14 protein-coding genes and 5 tRNA genes are annotated in these 18,585 nt (G+C 41.7%); 1 reads left to right on the forward strand and 18 read right to left on the reverse strand.

Annotated features, from left to right (window positions below):
* Nucleotides 1–220 precede the first annotated feature (220 nt).
* On the reverse strand, nt 221–1,645 hold the full coding sequence (locus ACH8JV_RS04440; RefSeq protein WP_396519917.1) for a Na+/H+ antiporter family protein: 1,425 nt from the start codon (nt 1,643–1,645) through the stop codon (nt 221–223).
* Between the two features lie 104 nt (nt 1,646–1,749).
* A complete protein-coding gene (locus ACH8JV_RS04445) occupies nt 1,750–2,628 on the reverse strand; it encodes an alpha/beta fold hydrolase (RefSeq protein WP_396480243.1) in 879 nt (292 codons plus the stop codon).
* 117 nt (nt 2,629–2,745) lie between these two features.
* On the opposite strand from ACH8JV_RS04445, the gene ACH8JV_RS04450 reads away from it, so the two are divergent.
* Nucleotides 2,746–3,231: a DUF4442 domain-containing protein gene (locus tag ACH8JV_RS04450; protein ID WP_263612771.1), complete on the forward strand. Its 486-nt coding sequence runs from the start codon at nt 2,746–2,748 to the stop codon at nt 3,229–3,231.
* A gap of 39 nt (nt 3,232–3,270) precedes the next feature.
* Here the strand turns inward: ACH8JV_RS04450 and ACH8JV_RS04455 are convergent, their stop codons facing one another.
* The 16 genes from ACH8JV_RS04455 to ACH8JV_RS04530 all read right to left on the reverse strand — a co-directional run bounded on the left by ACH8JV_RS04455 (nt 3,271) and on the right by ACH8JV_RS04530 (nt 18,496).
* Complete coding sequence (locus ACH8JV_RS04455; RefSeq protein ID WP_311087016.1) at nt 3,271–3,627, reverse strand: DNA transfer protein p32; 357 nt, start codon at nt 3,625–3,627, stop codon at nt 3,271–3,273.
* Between the two features lie 214 nt (nt 3,628–3,841).
* Nucleotides 3,842–4,207, reverse strand: a complete 366-nt coding sequence (locus ACH8JV_RS04460) for a DNA transfer protein p32 (RefSeq protein WP_263612769.1) — start codon at nt 4,205–4,207, stop codon at nt 3,842–3,844.
* A 180-nt stretch (nt 4,208–4,387) separates the two neighbouring features.
* Nucleotides 4,388–8,581 carry a DNA-directed RNA polymerase subunit beta' gene (gene rpoC / locus ACH8JV_RS04465; protein WP_311070310.1) on the reverse strand — a complete coding sequence of 1,398 codons (4,194 nt, stop codon included), beginning with the start codon at nt 8,579–8,581 and terminating at the stop codon, nt 4,388–4,390.
* An 86-nt stretch (nt 8,582–8,667) separates the two neighbouring features.
* On the reverse strand, nt 8,668–12,756 hold the full coding sequence (gene rpoB / locus ACH8JV_RS04470; RefSeq protein WP_263612767.1) for a DNA-directed RNA polymerase subunit beta: 4,089 nt from the start codon (nt 12,754–12,756) through the stop codon (nt 8,668–8,670).
* Between the two features lie 304 nt (nt 12,757–13,060).
* Nucleotides 13,061–13,432: a 50S ribosomal protein L7/L12 gene (gene rplL / locus ACH8JV_RS04475; protein ID WP_174728237.1), complete on the reverse strand. Its 372-nt coding sequence runs from the start codon at nt 13,430–13,432 to the stop codon at nt 13,061–13,063.
* 42 nt (nt 13,433–13,474) lie between these two features.
* Nucleotides 13,475–13,981, reverse strand: coding sequence for a 50S ribosomal protein L10 (gene rplJ, locus ACH8JV_RS04480; protein ID WP_002157004.1), 507 nt, complete (start codon nt 13,979–13,981; stop codon nt 13,475–13,477).
* A 319-nt stretch (nt 13,982–14,300) separates the two neighbouring features.
* A complete protein-coding gene (gene rplA, locus ACH8JV_RS04485; protein WP_002156922.1) occupies nt 14,301–14,996 on the reverse strand; it encodes a 50S ribosomal protein L1 in 696 nt (231 codons plus the stop codon).
* Nucleotides 14,997–14,999: 3 nt separating this feature from the next.
* Complete coding sequence (gene rplK, locus ACH8JV_RS04490) at nt 15,000–15,428, reverse strand: 50S ribosomal protein L11 (protein WP_001074682.1); 429 nt, start codon at nt 15,426–15,428, stop codon at nt 15,000–15,002.
* A gap of 109 nt (nt 15,429–15,537) precedes the next feature.
* Nucleotides 15,538–16,071 (reverse strand): transcription termination/antitermination protein NusG, encoded by a 534-nt coding sequence (nusG, locus tag ACH8JV_RS04495; RefSeq protein WP_002115092.1) that lies wholly within the window; start codon nt 16,069–16,071, stop codon nt 15,538–15,540.
* Between the two features lie 7 nt (nt 16,072–16,078).
* Nucleotides 16,079–16,519 carry a preprotein translocase subunit SecE gene (gene secE / locus ACH8JV_RS04500; RefSeq protein ID WP_002157045.1) on the reverse strand — a complete coding sequence of 147 codons (441 nt, stop codon included), beginning with the start codon at nt 16,517–16,519 and terminating at the stop codon, nt 16,079–16,081.
* A gap of 75 nt (nt 16,520–16,594) precedes the next feature.
* Nucleotides 16,595–16,670 (reverse strand) — tRNA-Trp (locus ACH8JV_RS04505).
* Between the two features lie 60 nt (nt 16,671–16,730).
* Nucleotides 16,731–17,921 (reverse strand): elongation factor Tu, encoded by a 1,191-nt coding sequence (gene tuf, locus ACH8JV_RS04510; RefSeq protein ID WP_002157016.1) that lies wholly within the window; start codon nt 17,919–17,921, stop codon nt 16,731–16,733.
* A gap of 159 nt (nt 17,922–18,080) precedes the next feature.
* Nucleotides 18,081–18,155: transfer RNA gene (locus ACH8JV_RS04515), tRNA-Thr, on the reverse strand.
* Nucleotides 18,156–18,168: 13 nt separating this feature from the next.
* A tRNA-Gly gene (locus ACH8JV_RS04520) sits at nt 18,169–18,244 on the reverse strand.
* Between the two features lie 36 nt (nt 18,245–18,280).
* Nucleotides 18,281–18,364, reverse strand: a tRNA-Tyr gene (locus tag ACH8JV_RS04525).
* A gap of 56 nt (nt 18,365–18,420) precedes the next feature.
* A tRNA-Thr gene (locus tag ACH8JV_RS04530) sits at nt 18,421–18,496 on the reverse strand.
* Between the last annotated feature and the right edge of the window lie 89 nt (nt 18,497–18,585).

Consider the following 18,585-nt stretch of genomic DNA (forward strand, 5'->3'; position numbering starts at 1 on the left):
ATAAAATTATATATTAACCAACCATTTTAATTGGTTTTTATTCCAACTTAATTAATCAGAATTATTTTATATAACCAACCTTTTTAATATACTTTAAATTCCGAGTATTTTAATATAATTTATTTTAAATGCATGTTTTATTTATAACATAAAAAAACCTCCTTAATGCTTATCTTTAGATAATTATTAAGGAGGTTTTAATTCAATATATTATAAAAACTTATAAAACCATGGCTGCAATCCAACCAAAAACGAGTAGAGGAATATTAAAGTGGATAAATGTTGGAATCACAGTATCCCAAATATGGTCATGCTGCCCATCTACTCCTAAGCCAGCTGTAGGCCCTAGTGTTGAATCGGAAGCTGGAGACCCTGCATCACCTAAAGCCGCTGCTGTTCCAATCAGCGCAATCGTTGCTAATGGCGAGAAACCAAACTGTACACATAAAGGCACATAAATAACTGCTAAAACAGGAACACTTGAGAAAGATGAACCAATACCAATCGTGACAAATAAACCAATACAAAGCATTAAGAAAGCTGCAAGCGCACGATTATCCCCAATGATTTCAACCACACCTTTTACCAGTTGATTGATATCCCCAGTATGCGTCATGACTGATGCGAAACCCGCAGCGGAGATCATAATAAAACCGACTAGAGCCATCATTCGCATGCCTTGTACAAAGACATCATCTGCATCTTGCCACTTAAAAATGCCTGCTGTAGACAAAACTGCAAAGCCTACTAAACCACCCAAAATCATTGAGCCAGAATAAAGCTGTGCAACTAAAGTGAGGCCTATCGCCAATAAAGCCATGAAAATTGTTTTCTTAGCAATTACAGGGCCTTGCTCTGCTTCATGTTTAAGTTCTTCTGCATCTGCTTTTAGATCTGCTGTTTCATCTTGCGCTGTTACACGCAGAGGTTTATCTAAATCGATGGTGGTTACAGGGGTAATGGTACGATCTGCATAAATTCTTGGCTTACGGTAACTAATAAACACCGCAACCAAAGTACCTAAAACCATTCCTAGAACTGGAATTGCCATGCCAATTGGCATCATGCCTCGTTCTACATGTAAGCCATAAGCAGCACCAATTTTGTTGATATTTCCCATTAAGATTTGTTCAAGGAAAATCGCCCCAAAGCCGACAGGTAGAAAAATATAGGTACCCACTAAACCTAAAGTCAAAACACAAGCTGCTGCGCGGCGATCTAGTTTTAAATGGTTCATGACTCGTAATAATGGCGGTACAAGTACAGGAATAAATGCAATATGAACTGGTATCAGGTTTTGAGAGAAAATGGCAGCAATCAGTAAAATACCTAAGAGTAAATATTTTACTTTGGTTTCACGGCTTTTCCCCGCTTCCATTCCCAAAAGACCAATAAGCTTATGAGCAAGTAGGTCGGGTAAACCTGATTTAGAAAGAGCAAGTGCAAATGCGCCTAATACGGCATAAGCGAGAGCAACTTCGGCACCATCACCTAGACCTGCATTAAAAGCTTCAACCGTTTGAGAAAGACTTAAACCCGCAACAAGACCACCAACAATGGCAGAGACCACTAATGTCAATACGACAGAAACGCGTGCTAGTGAGAGTAAAAACATCACAGCAATCGCCACAACAACAGCATTCATGAACAAATTCAGAACAAAACAAAAGGCGATATTCTATCAGATTCGCATCTACGAAGCCGAAAATATCGCCAAATTATCAGTTTTGTAAATTAAACAGGCATTTATTAACTTTGTGATTCAATAAACTGACGAATGTGGCCTGCCACTTTTTCAGCCTGACTCAGAATCGCCCAATGGTTTGCTTCAAGCTCAACATACTCAAAGTTTTCAACCCATTTTGGCATTGCTTCCGTAATATATTCAGGACTCACAAAAGTATCGTATTTTAAAATTATTGCTTTAACTGGACACTGTGCATAACGCTGGCGAGGCGCTGTTAAGCGAGGTATAAAATTCGCACGATATAAATTAATTCCGTACTTACCGTCAGCAGAAATATTACTATTTAACGGTAAATTATCTTTTCGTTCTAAGTCTTTTAATATTTTGCCCCATTTTTCTGGACTAAACAGAGACCATACTGTTGGAGCAATTAATGGTAAATGGAACGCACCGATATACCATGATTTCGTTAATATTTTTAAGATCTTTGCAGGATCTGTTTTAAATTTATCTCTTAAGAACAGTGCAGCGTGATCTAAACAAGGACCAGAGATGGTCGTGTAAGATAACAAGCGACCTTTAAATTTAGGTTCAGTTGCAGACTCCCAAGATTGAATTGAACCCCAATCATGTGCGGCCATATGGAACTGTCGGTTTGGGAGTACTTCATCGACGACTTCTTGTAAATCTAAAGATAAACGCTCTAAACGATAATCTCGTATTCGTTTAGGAATAGATGATAAGCCCGCTCCACGGACATCATAAGTAACAATATAAAAATCATTGATTAAATGCTCAATGACCGATTCCCATACTTCCTGATTATCAGGATAACCATGTACTAAAACTAATGGAGTATTTTTCTCATCGCCCCAAGCCTTGGCACAAAGCGTTTGTTGGTCACTTGTTGTTACTGTATAAATCTTTGGCTGCATAATCATTTCCTATTTTGTTTTTCAATCGATCATGTCGTTAATCGGATAAAGCATTGCCATCAATATAAAAAAGATGATACTTATCTAGTATGACCAGTGTTGCAATAAAAAAAATTGACTATTATGGCTATTTTAAAAAAACTTCAGAACATTCCTTCAATTTCTAAATTCTTATTTAACCACTACCCACCTTATCGTGGAGCAGGGATTTATATTGAAGTCATGAACTTAGAACTTTGTCATGTTCGGGTAAAAATGCCGCTGACCTGGAAAAATCAAAATCTGGTAGGTACTCATTTTGGTGGAAGTCTTTACTCGATGGTTGATCCATTTTATATGCTGATTCTTATGCACCACTTAGGATCAAAATACATTGTCTGGGATAAAGCAGCTGAGATTAATTTTTTATCACCTGGCCGAAGTACTGTTTATGCGGACATCCGAGTTGATTTAGCAGAAATTGAACAGATTCGAGAACTCGCTGAAAACTATGCTCCTGTACTCAGAACATATCATCTAAATATTTTTGATGAATCGGGCGTGAGAATTGCTGAAGTGCAAAAGACCCTCTACATTCGCCGTAAAAAAGCAAAAGCTTTTCAACAATAAAATAAGCGCTCTAATGCGCTTATTTTATATCAGTAAACTTTATTTCTTTTCTTCAATCGCAGCACCGGCACCACCACCAATTGCGCCACCAATTGCAGCACCAGAGTCACCACCCAATATTGCTTTACCTACCACAGAACCGATACCAGCTCCGATCGCACTCTTGGTCGTGGTTTGCTTACTACCGCCTTGGCTATTTGAACCTACACCAGCACCTGCTGCTGCACCGACACCCGCACCTATACCACCACCCACATGGTTACCAACTCCACCACCAACAGCACCGCCTAATGCAGCTGCGCCAATGCGCTGGTCAGATGGACTCATATTCTGACAACCAGTGAACATAAATGCAGATAACATTAAAGTAGAAATTAAACCAATTGTTTTTTTCATGACCGTACTCACTCCTTTGTGCTCTTATCAAAGCATAATCTTCTTTTATGAGTAATTTGATCAGTTTGTGTTATCGCACTGTGGCAATCGATTGATATTTTGTAAAAGCCCTCTATGTAGAGTTAATTATTTAAATTTCAACCTACTAAGAAAACAAAAAAAGAAGCTCTTCATTAAATAAGAGCTTCTTTTTTAAATATCTTAAAGGGTAATTTTAGTATTTCCCTTTTTTCTCTTCATACGCCGCGCCTGCACTACCACCAAGTGCTCCTCCTGCAGCGGCGCCTGAATCACCACCAATGATTGCGCCACCTAAGATAGCACCAACACCGGCACCAATTGCACTATTACGTACAGTTTTACTGCTAGACCCTTTTGCATTCGCTGCCACGCCTGCGCCAAGTGCCGCCCCTAAGCCTGCACCAATATTACCGCCCACATGTTTACCGACTGCACCACCTGCACCACCGCCAATAGCGGCTGAACCAATACGTTTGCTTTCTGGACTTGCATTTTGGCAACCGACAAATAGCGTGGTTGACATCAAACCCACACCTGCAATCATCATCATTTTTTTCATTCGATTTACTCCAGTCTTCATAAGCAGGTAGCCTAATGTGTTTTTGTGGAGTCTTTATCCCGCTTAAGTAATAAAATAATGGCTCTTTAATGTGTTTATGTAATTACAACTTTTAATTGTTAAAAATGAATATAAATAAAAAAGGCACCCTGAGGTGCCTTTTTTATTGCCAGTCTAAACTTAGAATTGCTCTGAGTTTAATGCTTGGCTGAATGCTTGGTCTACTTCGCTGAAGTCATTATGAAGCTCATGTTCTGCAGCTTCTGCTTCTTGACGACGACGCTCTAAGTGGTATGCAAGACCAGTACCAGCTGGAATCAAGCGACCCACAACAACGTTTTCTTTCAAGCCACGTAAATCATCTTCTTTACCTGTTACAGCAGCTTCAGTTAACACACGAGTTGTTTCCTGGAACGATGCAGCAGAGATGAACGAGTCAGTAGAAAGCGATGCTTTCGTAATACCCATCAATTGACGTTCAAACTTCGCAGGGAACTTGTTCTGAGCCAAGACAGCTTGGTTCTCTTGAACAACGCGGATGTAATCCACTTGTTCGCCTTTAATGAAGCTTGTATCACCACCATCGATGATATCAACTTTACGCAACATTTGACGTACGATAACTTCAATGTGCTTGTCGTTGATTTTTACACCTTGGAGACGGTAAACGTCTTGAACTTCGTTCACGATGTAGTTAGTTAAAGCAACTTCACCTTTCAAGCGTAAGATGTCATGTGGGTTTTGTGGACCATCAGAAATGGTTTCACCACGGTTCACATGTTCACCTTCAAACACGTTGATTTGACGCCATTTTGGAATCAACTCTTCGTAAATTTCAGAACCGTCATCTGGAGTAATTACTAAACGGTTCTTACCTTTAGTCTCTTTACCAAAGCTTACGATACCAGACACTTCTGCCAAGATCGCATGTTCTTTCGGCTTACGTGCTTCGAACAAGTCAGCAACACGTGGAAGACCACCGGTAATATCACGAGTACGTGAAGATTCTTGTGGTACACGACCAATAACGTCACCCACACCAATTGTTTCGCCATCACGAACGGTAACAATCGTGTTTTGTGGTAAGAAATAGAACTGTTCACCACCATCAGCCGTATCCAATACGATTGCTGGACGTAAATCTTTACCAGAAGCAGGACGTGCTGTTACAGGCAAGATTTCAACAGTTGTCATACCAGTTGCATCATCAGTTTTCGATGTTGCAGTTACACCATCAGCGATTTGGCTGAAACGTGCTTTACCAGCAACTTCTGTTACTAATGGATGTGTATGCGGATCCCAAGTCGCAACGATACCACCTGCCTCAACGATTTCACCATCTTTCAACAAGATGCTTGCACCGTAAGGAAGTTTATAACGCTCACGCTCACGACCTAACTCATCGGCAATACCAATTTCACCTGAACGTGAAACTGAAACCAAGTGACCTTTCGCATGTTGTACAGTTTTCACGTTGTGGAAACGTACAGTACCTTTATTACGTACTTGAACACTGTTTGCAGCAGAAGTTCGGCTCGCAGCACCACCTACGTGGAACGTACGCATCGTTAACTGTGTACCTGGCTCACCAATTGATTGCGCAGCCATTACACCTACTGATTCACCTGGGTTCACCAAGTGACCACGTGCAAGGTCACGACCATAACAACGAGCACATACACCGAATGTAGATTCACATGCAATTACTGAACGTACTTTAACTTCATCGACACCAGCTTCTTCAAGCTGAGCTGCGATTTTCTCGTCAATTAACGTACCACGAGGTAATACAACTTCATCATCAGATGCACGACGTACATCTTCAGCAGTTACACGACCTAATACGCGGTCACGTAATGGCTCGATGACATCACCACCTTGAATGAATGGAGTCATTACCAAACCACCCGCTGTACCACAGTCAGGCTCGGTAATTACTAAATCTTGCGCTACGTCTACAAGACGACGAGTCAAGTAACCAGAGTTCGCAGTTTTTAATGCTGTATCGGCCAAACCTTTACGCGCACCGTGTGTTGAAATAAAGTACTGAAGTACTGTCAAACCTTCACGGAAGTTCGCTTTAATCGGTGTCTCAATAATCGAGCCATCCGGTTTTGCCATCAAACCACGCATACCAGCAAGCTGACGAATCTGTGCCGCACTACCACGGGCACCAGAGTCAGACATCATATAGATGCTGTTGAATGATTTTTGCTTCTCGTCTTCACCTTGTTTGTTTTTAACAACAGTGTAAGACAAGTTATCCATCATCGCTTTCGCAACTTGGTCGTTTGTACGCGCCCAGATATCGACAACTTTGTTATAACGTTCACCAGCAGTTACGAAACCTTGTTCGAACTGTTGTTCGATTTCACGAACTTCTGTTTCCGCTTTATCAATAATTGTGTGTTTCGTAGGTGGAATGAGCATGTCTTCCATACCTACAGATACACCTGAACGAGTCGCTTGACGGAAGCCCAAGTACATTAACTGGTCAGCGAAGATAACAGTATCTTTCAAACCAAGTTTACGGTAACAAGAGTTGATTAACTTAGAGATGTTCTTTTTAGTCATCTCAAGGTTGATCATGTCAAAACTTAAACCTTGTGGAACAACTTCCCAAAGTAAGCAACGACCTGGTGTTGTATCAACAATAATAGTTTGGTGTTCACGTTCACCATTTTCATTGATAACAGTTTGATGCACACGCACTTTAACACGCGCATGAATCGCAACTTGACCAGTTGCAAGTGCACGGTTTACTTCGTGAGTATCCGCAAACACCATGCCTTCACCTTTCGCATTTACTGCATCACGAGTGATGTAGTAAAGACCCAAGACAACGTCTTGAGAAGGAACAATGATTGGCTCACCGTTTGCAGGTGACAAGATGTTGTTCGTTGACATCATCAATGCACGAGCTTCTAACTGTGCTTCAAGTGTCAATGGAACGTGTACCGCCATTTGGTCACCGTCGAAGTCGGCGTTGAACGCAGCACAAACGAGTGGGTGAAGACGGATTGCCTTACCTTCAATAAGAATAGGTTCAAATGCTTGAAGACCTAAACGGTGAAGTGTTGGCGCACGGTTCAACATAACTGGATGTTGACGAATTACAGATGCAAGAACGTCCCAAACTTCCGGAGTCTCACGCTCAACCATTTTCTTCGCAGCTTTAATGGTTGTTGCCTGACCTGAAGCTTGTAGTTTCGCGAAAATAAATGGTTTGAATAATTCAAGCGCCATTTTCTTCGGAAGACCACATTGGTGAAGACGTAAAGTAGGACCTACAGTAATTACCGAACGACCAGAGTAGTCAACACGCTTACCTAACAAGTTCTGACGGAAACGACCTTGTTTACCTTTGATCATGTCTGCCAAAGATTTTAATGGACGTTTGTTAGAGCCAGTAATTGCACGACCACGACGACCGTTATCAAGCAATGCATCTACAGACTCTTGTAACATACGTTTTTCGTTACGTACGATAATGTCTGGCGCTGCAAGGTCAAGAAGACGCTTCAAACGGTTGTTACGGTTAATCACACGACGATATAAATCGTTCAAGTCAGAAGTCGCGAAACGACCACCTTCAAGTGGAACTAATGGACGTAAATCTGGTGGAAGCACCGGAAGTACATTCATTACCATCCATTCTGGCTTGTTGTTCGAGTCTTTGAAAGCTTCCATCAATTTCAAGCGTTTAGACGCCTTTTTCAACTTCGTTTCAGAAGTTGTTTGAGGAATTTCTTCGCGTAAACGTGCAATTTCAGCTTCAAGATCAATGTCTTTCAACAAGTCTTGAACTGCTTCCGCACCCATTTTCGCAACGAACTCGTCACCGTGCTCTTCTAAAGCTGTAAAGTATTCTTCATCGTTAAGAAGTTGATACTTTTCGAATGGTGTCATACCAGGATCAGTAACAACGTATGATTCGAAATACAATACACGTTCGATATCACGAAGTGTCATATCAAGTAATAAACCGATACGGCTAGGTAACGATTTTAAGAACCAGATATGCGCAACTGGAGAAGCAAGTTCAATGTGACCCATACGTTCACGACGAACTTTCGCTGTAGTTACTTCAACGCCACATTTTTCACAAATGACGCCTTTGTATTTCATACGCTTGTATTTACCACACAAGCATTCGTAATCTTTTACTGGACCAAAGATTTTGGCACAGAATAAACCATCACGTTCTGGCTTGAACGTACGGTAGTTGATTGTCTCAGGCTTTTTAACTTCACCATGAGACCATGACTTAATCATTTCTGGTGACGCAAGACCAATACGGATACGGTCGAACTCAACTGGCGCATGACCATCTGAATCCGTTTTCTTACGCATGATATCGAGCAAGTCTTTCAATTTTTTTCTCCGTGTGTCGGGAAGCCTCGCTTACCCGACTGGGTCACAAATATTGTTTTTTCCTAAAAAATCGTGAGTCTTACGACTTAGTCACCATTTTTCAGTTCAATGTTGATACCTAAAGAACGGATCTCTTTGGTCAATACGTTGAACGATTCAGGCATACCCGGATCCATATAATGGTTACCATCTACAATATTCTTATAGATGCGAGTACGTCCTTCAACGTCATCCGACTTCACTGTGAGCATTTCTTGAAGTGTATATGCTGCACCGTATGCTTCAAGTGCCCATACTTCCATCTCACCGAAACGCTGACCACCGAATTGTGCTTTACCACCAAGCGGCTGTTGTGTAACTAATGAGTAAGAACCAGTTGAACGTGCGTGCATCTTGTCATCAACCAAGTGGTTCAACTTCAACATGTACATGTAACCAACAGTTACTGGACGGTCAAACTGTTCACCTGTACGTCCGTCAAACAATACTGTTTGACCTGTACGTGAAATGTCAGCCAATTCAAGTAAATCTTTAATTTGACTTTCTTCAGCACCATCAAATACAGGAGTAGCTAAAGGAACACCAGCACGTAAGTTGCCTGAAAGTGCTAGGATTTCATCATCAGTCAAGCTATCAAGATCTTCTTGCTCGCCACCGACTTTGTTATAAATCTTGTCTAGGAATTCACGTAACTCTAAAACTGTACGCTGTTCTTTCAACATTTTTTCGATTTTGTCACCAAGCCCTTTAGCCGCCATACCCAAGTGAGTCTCAAGAATCTGACCCACGTTCATACGAGATGGTACGCCCAACGGGTTCAATACGATATCTACCGGTACACCATTCGCATCGTGTGGCATGTCTTCAACAGGTAAGATGTTAGATACAACACCCTTGTTACCGTGACGACCAGCCATCTTATCACCAGGCTGAATACGACGTTTAACAGCTAAGTAAACCTTAACAACTTTCAATACACCAGTTGTTAACTCATCACCTGTTGCAAGCTTACGTTTCTTCTCAGCGAATTTCTCATCGATTTCTGCGCTCTTCTCTTTCAAGAACACTTGAATTTGAGTTAAACGCTCAGCGATTGCTTCATCTGTCGGTTGAATTTCAAGTAAATCAACAAGCTCTAAACCAGACAATAAATCTTCAGAAAGTTTATCACCACGTTTAGTTGAACCACCGCCATTAGACTCTTGGCCTTTAAGTAAACGAATTACACGCTCACGAGCCGCTTCTTCGAAGATTTTGTATTCTTCTTTCAAGTCTTTACGGTAAGAATCAAGCTGTGCTTTTTCAATCGCTAATGCACGGTCATCTTTCTCTAAGCCATCACGAGTGAAGACTTGAACGTCGATAACAGTACCTTTAGTACCAGATGGAACACGTAAAGATGAATCTTTAACGTCAGCAGCTTTTTCACCAAAGATTGCGCGAAGCAATTTTTCTTCAGGAGTTAACTGAGTTTCGCCTTTAGGCGTTACTTTACCAACTAAGATGTCACCAGCAGTAACTTCAGCACCGATATAAACGATACCTGATTCATCAAGTTTAGAAAGCGCAGCTTCACCTACGTTAGGAATATCGGCAGTAATTTCTTCTGCACCTAACTTAGTATCACGTGCTACACATGACAACTCTTGAATATGAATAGAAGTTAAACGGTCTTCTTGAAGAACACGCTCAGATAATAAGATCGAGTCTTCGTAGTTGTAACCATTCCATGTCATGAACGCTACACGCATGTTTTGACCAAGCGCAAGTTCACCCATGTCTGTTGATGGACCGTCTGCCAAGATGTCACCACGAGCAACTTTGTCGCCCAAATTCACGATAACATTTTGGTTAATACAAGTATTTTGGTTCGAACGTGTATATTTGATGAGGTTATAGATATCTACACCTGCCTCACCTGCAACCATTTCATCTTCGTTTACACGAATAACGATACGAGAAGCATCTACATATTCAATTGCACCACCACGGTTTGCGATTACACACACACCTGAGTCACGTGCTACGTTCGCTTCCATACCTGTACCGACAAGTGGCTTGTCAGCACGTAAAGTAGGAACAGCCTGACGTTGCATGTTCGAACCCATCAATGCACGGTTCGCGTCATCGTGTTCAAGGAATGGAATAAGTGATGCAGCAACAGACACAACCTGCTGTGCAGAAACGTCCATATGCGTCACTTTTTCAGGTGGCATACGTACGAATTCACCTTGATGACGAACAGAAACGAATTCTTCTGTTAAGTTGCCATCTTTATCTACAGCAGAGTCGGCCTGTGCAATAACAGTACCCACTTCTTCAATAGCAGATAAATATTCAACTGCATCAGTTACACGACCATCTACTACTCTACGGTATGGTGTTTCCAAGAAACCGAAGTCATTCGCTTTTGCATATACAGAAAGCGAGTTAATCAAACCAATGTTTGGACCTTCAGGAGTTTCAATTGGACAAACACGGCCATAGTGAGTTTGATGTACGTCACGTACTTCGAAGCCTGCGCGCTCACGTGTTAAACCACCAGGACCAAGCGCAGATACACGACGCTTATGTGTAATCTCAGATAATGGGTTGTTTTGGTCCATGAACTGAGATAATTGGCTTGAACCAAAGAATTCTTTGATTGCAGCAGCAACTGGTTTAGCGTTAATCAAATCTTGTGGAGACAAGTTATCTGTTTCTGCTTGGCTTAAACGTTCTTTAACCGCACGCTCAACACGAACCAAACCAACACGGAATTGGTTCTCTGTCATTTCACCAACAGAACGTACACGACGGTTACCCAAGTGGTCGATATCGTCCACTTCACCTTTACCGTTACGGATTTCAACCAATGTACGTAATACATCGATAATATCTTCGTGCGATAAAATACCTTCAACTTCACGTGACTTCTGGTCAGTACCAACTTCGTAAGGACGACCTAAACGACGGTTGAACTTCATACGACCTACTGGAGATAAGTCATAACGCTCAGAAGAGAAGAACAAGTTGTTGAATAAGTTTTCAGCAGCTTCTTTTGTTGGCGGCTCGCCCGGACGCATTACTTTGTAAATTTCTACTAATGCTTCTTCACGTCCCGCTGTTGTGTCTGCACGTAATGTATCAGCAACAAAAGAACCACGGTCGATGTCGTTCGTGAACAGGATGTTAAATTGCTTAACACCGCCTTCTGCCAACTTCACCATTACTTCATGGCTTAACAACGTGTTCGCAGCAATTACTTCACCATCACGTAAAGTAATGTCTTCAGCAGTAATACGCTCATATAAGTATTCGTCAGGAACTGAAAGTTTAGTTAAACCTGCAGCTTCCATTTGACGTACGTGACGCGCATTAATACGTTTACCTTGCTCAACAATGACTTTACCTTCATTGTCAGCAATATCAAATTGAGCCATTTCACCACGTAAACGCTCAGGAACAAGGTCAATTTGATAACTGCCCATGTCAAGATACACAGGTACTTTTTCGTAGAACAAATTCAAGATTTGTTCATTGTTATAACCTAGTGCACGTAACACAACAGTAGCAAGTAATTTACGACGACGGTCAATACGTACGTAAACAAGGTCTTTTGCATCAAATTCAAAGTCTAACCATGAACCACGGTAAGGAATGATACGTGCTGAATACAACACTTTACCACTTGAGTGAGTCTTACCTTTGTCATGATCGAAGAACACGCCTGGTGAACGGTGTAATTGAGATACGATTACACGCTCAGTACCATTGATAACAAAGGTACCATTTTCAGTCATCAGTGGGATTTCACCCATATAGACTTCTTGTTCACGTACGTCTTTAATTGATTTAGTTTCGCGATCTTTAATAATCAAACGAATTTTAACGCGCATTGGTGCCGCATAAGTCGAACCACGAAGAATACATTCGCGTACATCGAACTCAGGTTTACCAAGGCTATACTCAACAAATTCTAAAGCAGCATTGCCAGAATAACTTTCGATAGGAAAAACTGAACGAAATGCGGCTTGGAGACCGATATCTTCGCGGTTTTTTGGAGTTTTGCCATCTTGCAAGAATGTTCTGTACGAATCGACCTGAATCGATAATAAGTACGGTGCATCCATTACTTGGGGCAATTTACCAAAATTCTTACGGATCCGTTTCTTTTCGGTATATGAGTATGCCATCTGGAGTCCTCGGAAAGTAAACTAAGCCCGCCTGCAGAACGGGCTCAGAAGGAATTACGCAGGCCGATATGGCCACCACTGTTTACAAATGCTGCAATTTTTAGTGGTATAAAAACGCTTAACAATATTTTTAAAAATGAAAAATATTGGTAAACATTTGAAATTTCTTGTTTTATTTAGATTTTTCTAAAAATCAAACAAAACTAACAAAAATCGAGCCGATTATTGTAACGCAAAAAGGCTGATGACCCAAGAGCCATCAGCCATTTTATGGAGCCGATTTAAAAACCGACTCCTTTTACAATTACTTAAGTGTAACTGTAGCACCAGCTTCTTCAAGTTTCTTCTTAAGTTCTTCGCCTTCTTCTTTAGAAACGCCTTCTTTAAGAACTTGAGGAGCACCTTCAACTAGGTCTTTAGCTTCTTTAAGACCAAGGCCAGTTGCTTCACGAACTGCTTTAATTACAGCTACTTTGTTAGCACCGAAAGAAGTCAACTCAACGTTGAATTCAGTTTGTTCTTCAGCAGCAGCAGCAGCGCCACCAGCTGGAGCAGCAACAGCAACAGCTGCAGCTGAAACGTTGAATTTCTCTTCGAAAGCAGAAATTAATTCAACAAGTTCAAGAACAGTTTTTTCAGCAACTGCGTTTAAGATTTCTTCGTTAGTTAAAGCCATGAGAATAACTCCAAATGGATATTGAATGGTGTGTAAAATTGATTAAGCAGCTTCTGACTCGTTTTTCTCTTTGAGCGCTGTAATGAGGCGACCCAATTTCGAAATAGGAGCTTGAAGAACAGAGGCAAGCATAGTAAGCGCTTTCTCTTGGTTTGGAAGATTAGCAATAACGCTAACATCAGCACCTTGATAAACTTTGCCGTCAAATGCAGCAGCTTTTAATTCAAATGCTTTGTTAGTTTTTGCAAATTCTTCAAACAAGCGTGCAGCTGCACCCATGTCATCTTCAGAAGTTGAAAAACCTAGAATTGTTGGACCAACAAGGTTGTCGTTCAAGATATCAAATTGAGTACCTTGGAATGCGCGCTTAGCCAAAGTGTTACGTACGATACGTGTAGTTACACCTAACTTACGAGCTTCAACACGAAGTGTTGTTAATTGCTCTACGCTTAAACCTTGATAGTCAGCAACAACGGCTGCAAACGCTTTAGAAGCAACTTCACTTACTTCTGAAACGATCTGTTTTTTGTCTTCGATAAGAAGAGCCATTGTAAAACCTCCTAAGGTGATTTATGCACCCAATGGGCACACTCCCAATTCGTAAGCCTTTCGACTTACACGCGGAGGAGGAACAAATCACACCACCGCGTCTACGCAGGCTGGGTTATTAAGAAAATTCGCTATTCGAAAATAACGCCTTCTCGCCTGAGGTCTTTGACGCTGATAAATTCTCATTCATCAATTCAAAGTCCGCCTGATAAGCAAGAGTCAAAGGGTTGCTTTGACTGCGCAAAAATAGAAACTAATTTCTATTTTTGCTACCTACTCAATCAGGACTTTAAAATTCTGTACAGAACTAAGTTAAAACTTAGTTAGAAACGTTGTTTACATCAACAGTAAGACCAGGACCCATAGTTGAGCTCAAAGTGATCTTTTTGATGTATACGCCTTTAGAAGTTGCAGGTTTTAACTTTTTCAAGTCAGCAACTAAAGTTTCAACGTTTTGACGGATTGCAGCAGCATCAAAGCCAACTTGACCAATCGCAGCGTGGATAATACCCGCTTTGTCTACACGGTAACGAGCCTGACCAGATTTTGCGTTTTTAACAGCATTCGCAACATCAGGAGTTACAGTACCTACTTTAGGGTTTGGCATTAAACCACGTGGACCAAGAATTGTACCGAGCTTACCAACAACACGCATAGCGTCTGGAGCAGCGATTACAACATCAAAGTCAAGGTTTCCACCTTGGATGCTTTCAGCAAGGTCATCAAAACCTACAACATCAGCACCAGCTTCTTTAGCAGCTTCTGCTTGAGCGCCTTGAGCAAATACAGCTACACGTACAGTTTTACCAGTACCTGCAGGTAATGTAGTAGCACCACGAACAACCTGATCAGATTTACGTGGATCTACGCCAAGGTTTACAGAGATGTCTAAAGATTCTTTGAACTTTGCAGCAGGTAAGCTGTTAAGAACCTGTACTGCTTCTTCCAAAGTGTAAACTTTGTTTGCTTCTACAGCAGCAGCAATGGCTTTTTGACGTTTAGTTAACTTTGCCATGTCTTATAGCTCCACTTCCAAGCCCATAGAACGTGCAGAACCAGCGATGGTACGAACACGCGCGTCTAAATCAGCACCAGTTAAGTCTGGTTCTTTAGTAGTCGCGATTTCTTCTAATTGAGCACGAGTCAACTTACCAACTTTAGTTTTGTTAGGTACAGATGAACCCTTTTGGATACCAGCAGCTTTCTTAAGAAGAATAGAAGCTGGAGGAGTTTTCATGATGAATGTGAACGACTTGTCGTTGTACACAGTAATCACTACAGGAATTGGAAGACCTGGTTCAACTTTTTGTGTAGCAGCATTGAATTCTTTACAGAATGCCATGATGTTTACACCACGTTGACCTAGTGCAGGACCAATTGGTGGAGATGGATTTGCTTTACCAGCTGGAACTTGCAGCTTGATATAGCCGTCAATCTTCTTAGCCATTTTAAAATACCTCTGGGTACAGGCGCCGTTAGGCTCCCCAATTTATACGTAACAATACTGTTACAACAACAATGCCCGATAAAATCGGGCGCTTTTCAACCAATTAAGATTAAATCGTTTTTTCGACTTGGCGAAATTCGAGTTCAACCTGAGTTGGTCGATTAAACACGTTAATCGTCAACGTTAAACGTGACTTGTCGTATTGAACCTCTTCCACCACACCTTTAAAGTCTGTGAATGGACCATCAATAACGAGTAATTCTTCACCTGGTTCAAACATCGTCTTAGGACGTGGAGCTTCACCAGTATTACGTACACGCGCAAGAATCGCATCTGCTTCACGTTGAGTGATTGGCGCTGGTTTTTCAGGTGTACCACCGATAAAACCTAATACTTTTGGACATTCTTTAACAATGTGCCAAGTATCATCATTCATTTCCATTTCAACTAACACATAGCCCGGAAAGAATTTACGCTCAGATTTACGTTTCTTACCATCCTTCATTTCTACCACTTCTTCGGTAGGAACTAGGACATCACCAAAGCTATCGGCAACAGCGCTACGCTGGATTCGTTCTGTAAGTGAACGCATCACTTGTTTTTCATAACCAGAGTAGGCATGAATAATGTACCAACGTTTCATAGCTCTTTTACCCGATAATCAACTTAATTAACCAACCCAAACCATAGTCAAAGCACCATAATACTAACGATGCAACAACTACAACCAATAGAACCTGCCACGATGTAGTGACTGTTTCTTGTTTTGTTGGCCAAGTTACTCGACGCAATTCGACTCGTGCATCTTTCAGCAAACGAACGAAGCCTTTACCTTGATGGGTGGCGTATAATAAACCTAAAGCCACAACGATACAAGCAAAAATTACCCCAACGCGCACCCATACATTATTTGCAGGGGCCCAATACGCTGGTAAATGCTGATTCACCATGGTAGCTGAGAGCAATAATGCAATTGCTATCACCCATAGAACAATATCTAAAGGCGAACCAGTACGAACAACTTCAGCAGAATTATTTCTTTGAGGAATTGGCGCGTCGCTCAATGCGTCACGCGATTTATCATTCGACATTTTTGTACTCGTCGTAGAACTCGCGACTTATTATATGAACAACTAAGCCAGCATCAAGCTTTTTATTTCAAAATATGGCAGGTCAGGAGGGACTCGAACCCCCAACATTCGGTTTTGGAGACCGACGCTCTACCAATTGAACTACTGACCTATAAAGCAAGTTGAGAGCCAAAGCTCTCAACTTGAGACGTAATTCGTCACTATATTATGCTTATGCAGTTACTTTCGCAACAACACCAGCACCTACAGTACGACCACCTTCACGGATCGCAAAACGTAGACCTGGGTCCATTGCGATTGGGTGGATTAATTCTACTGACATTTCAACGTTGTCGCCTGGCATTACCATTTCAACGCCTTCTTTCAACTGGATCGCACCAGTTACGTCAGTTGTACGGAAATAGAACTGTGGACGGTAACCATTTAAGAATGGAGTGTGACGACCGCCTTCTTCTTTAGAAAGTACGTATACTTCTGCGTCGAATTTAGTGTGCGGCTTGATTGTACCTGGTTTAGCAAGTACTTGACCACGTTGTACGTCTTCACGCTTAGTACCACGAAGTAATACACCACAGTTCTCGCCTGCACGGCCTTCGTCAAGAAGTTTACGGAACATTTCTACGCCAGTTACAGTTGTTTTAACTGTATCTTTAATACCAACGATCTCTACTTCTTCACCAACTTTAACGATACCAGATTCTACACGGCCTGTTACTACTGTACCACGACCAGAGATTGAGAATACGTCTTCGATTGGCATTAAGAATGCTTTGTCGATAGCACGTTCTGGTTCTGGGATGTAAGAGTCAAGAGCTGCTACAAGAGCAAGAACTGATTCTTCACCGTAAGGACCTGCTTCACCGTTAAGAGCAGCAAGAGCTGAACCACGGATTACTGGAGTGTCATCACCTGGGAAGTCGTAAGTAGAAAGAAGTTCACGAACTTCCATTTCTACTAATTCAAGTAATTCTTCGTCGTCAACAAGGTCGCATTTGTTTAAGAATACGATGATGTAAGGTACACCAACCTGACGAGAAAGAAGGATGTGTTCACGAGTTTGTGGCATTGGACCGTCAGTCGCAGCACATACAAGGATCGCGCCGTCCATCTGAGCAGCACCAGTGATCATGTTTTTAACGTAATCGGCGTGGCCCGGGCAGTCAACGTGTGCGTAGTGACGAATTGGAGAATCGTATTCTACGTGTGAAGTATTAATTGTAATACCACGTGCTTTTTCTTCAGGTGCTGAGTCGATTTGTGAGTAATCTTTCGCTTCACCGCCGTAAGTTTTTGCACAAATAGTTGCAATCGCAGCAGTTAAAGTTGTTTTACCATGGTCAACGTGACCGATTGTACCCACGTTTACGTGTGGTTTATTACGTTCAAACTTGGCTTTAGCCATGATGATCTTCCTCGTTTACGTCGAACCAACTACAAATGGCACTGAGCTAACTCAGCTTATCGACATATCGCCTAAAAAACAGACACCCAATACTTGAAAAGCAGACTATATAGCCTGCTTTTTGAAAACTTTGTGGAAATCCACTCAAACTTTAATATCTGGAGCTCTTATCGAGATTTGAACTCGAGACCTCTCCCTTACCAAGGGAGTGCTCTACCACTGAGCTATAAGAGCGACTATCCTTCGATGGAGCGGGAGACGAGGATCGAACTCGCGACATGCAGCTTGGAAGGCTGCCGCTCTACCAACTGAGCTACTCCCGCAACGTTGGTAATAACCACTTCATTCGAAGTTTAGGATGGTGGTGAGAGAAGGATTCGAACCTTCGAAGCTTTCGCAACAGAGTTACAGTCTGCCCCCTTTGGCCGCTCGGGAATCTCACCAATATCGCACTTATCTACAGTGCTGTTCTTTACTCAATTAACTTAACACTTTAAAATGGTGCCGGCACACGGATTCGAACTGTGGACCTACTGATTACAAGTCAGTTGCTCTACCAACTGAGCTATGCCGGCGTTTCTTAGTGTTTCGTACGTTTCGTATCGGAACGGTGTGCAGTTTAGCAAAACTTCCAAACGATGCAAGCGGTTTTTTAAAAAAAACC

Origin of the sequence: Acinetobacter sp. ABJ_C5_2 (assembly GCF_044538485.1) — a bacterium.
GTDB classification, from domain to species: domain Bacteria; phylum Pseudomonadota; class Gammaproteobacteria; order Pseudomonadales; family Moraxellaceae; genus Acinetobacter; species Acinetobacter nosocomialis_A.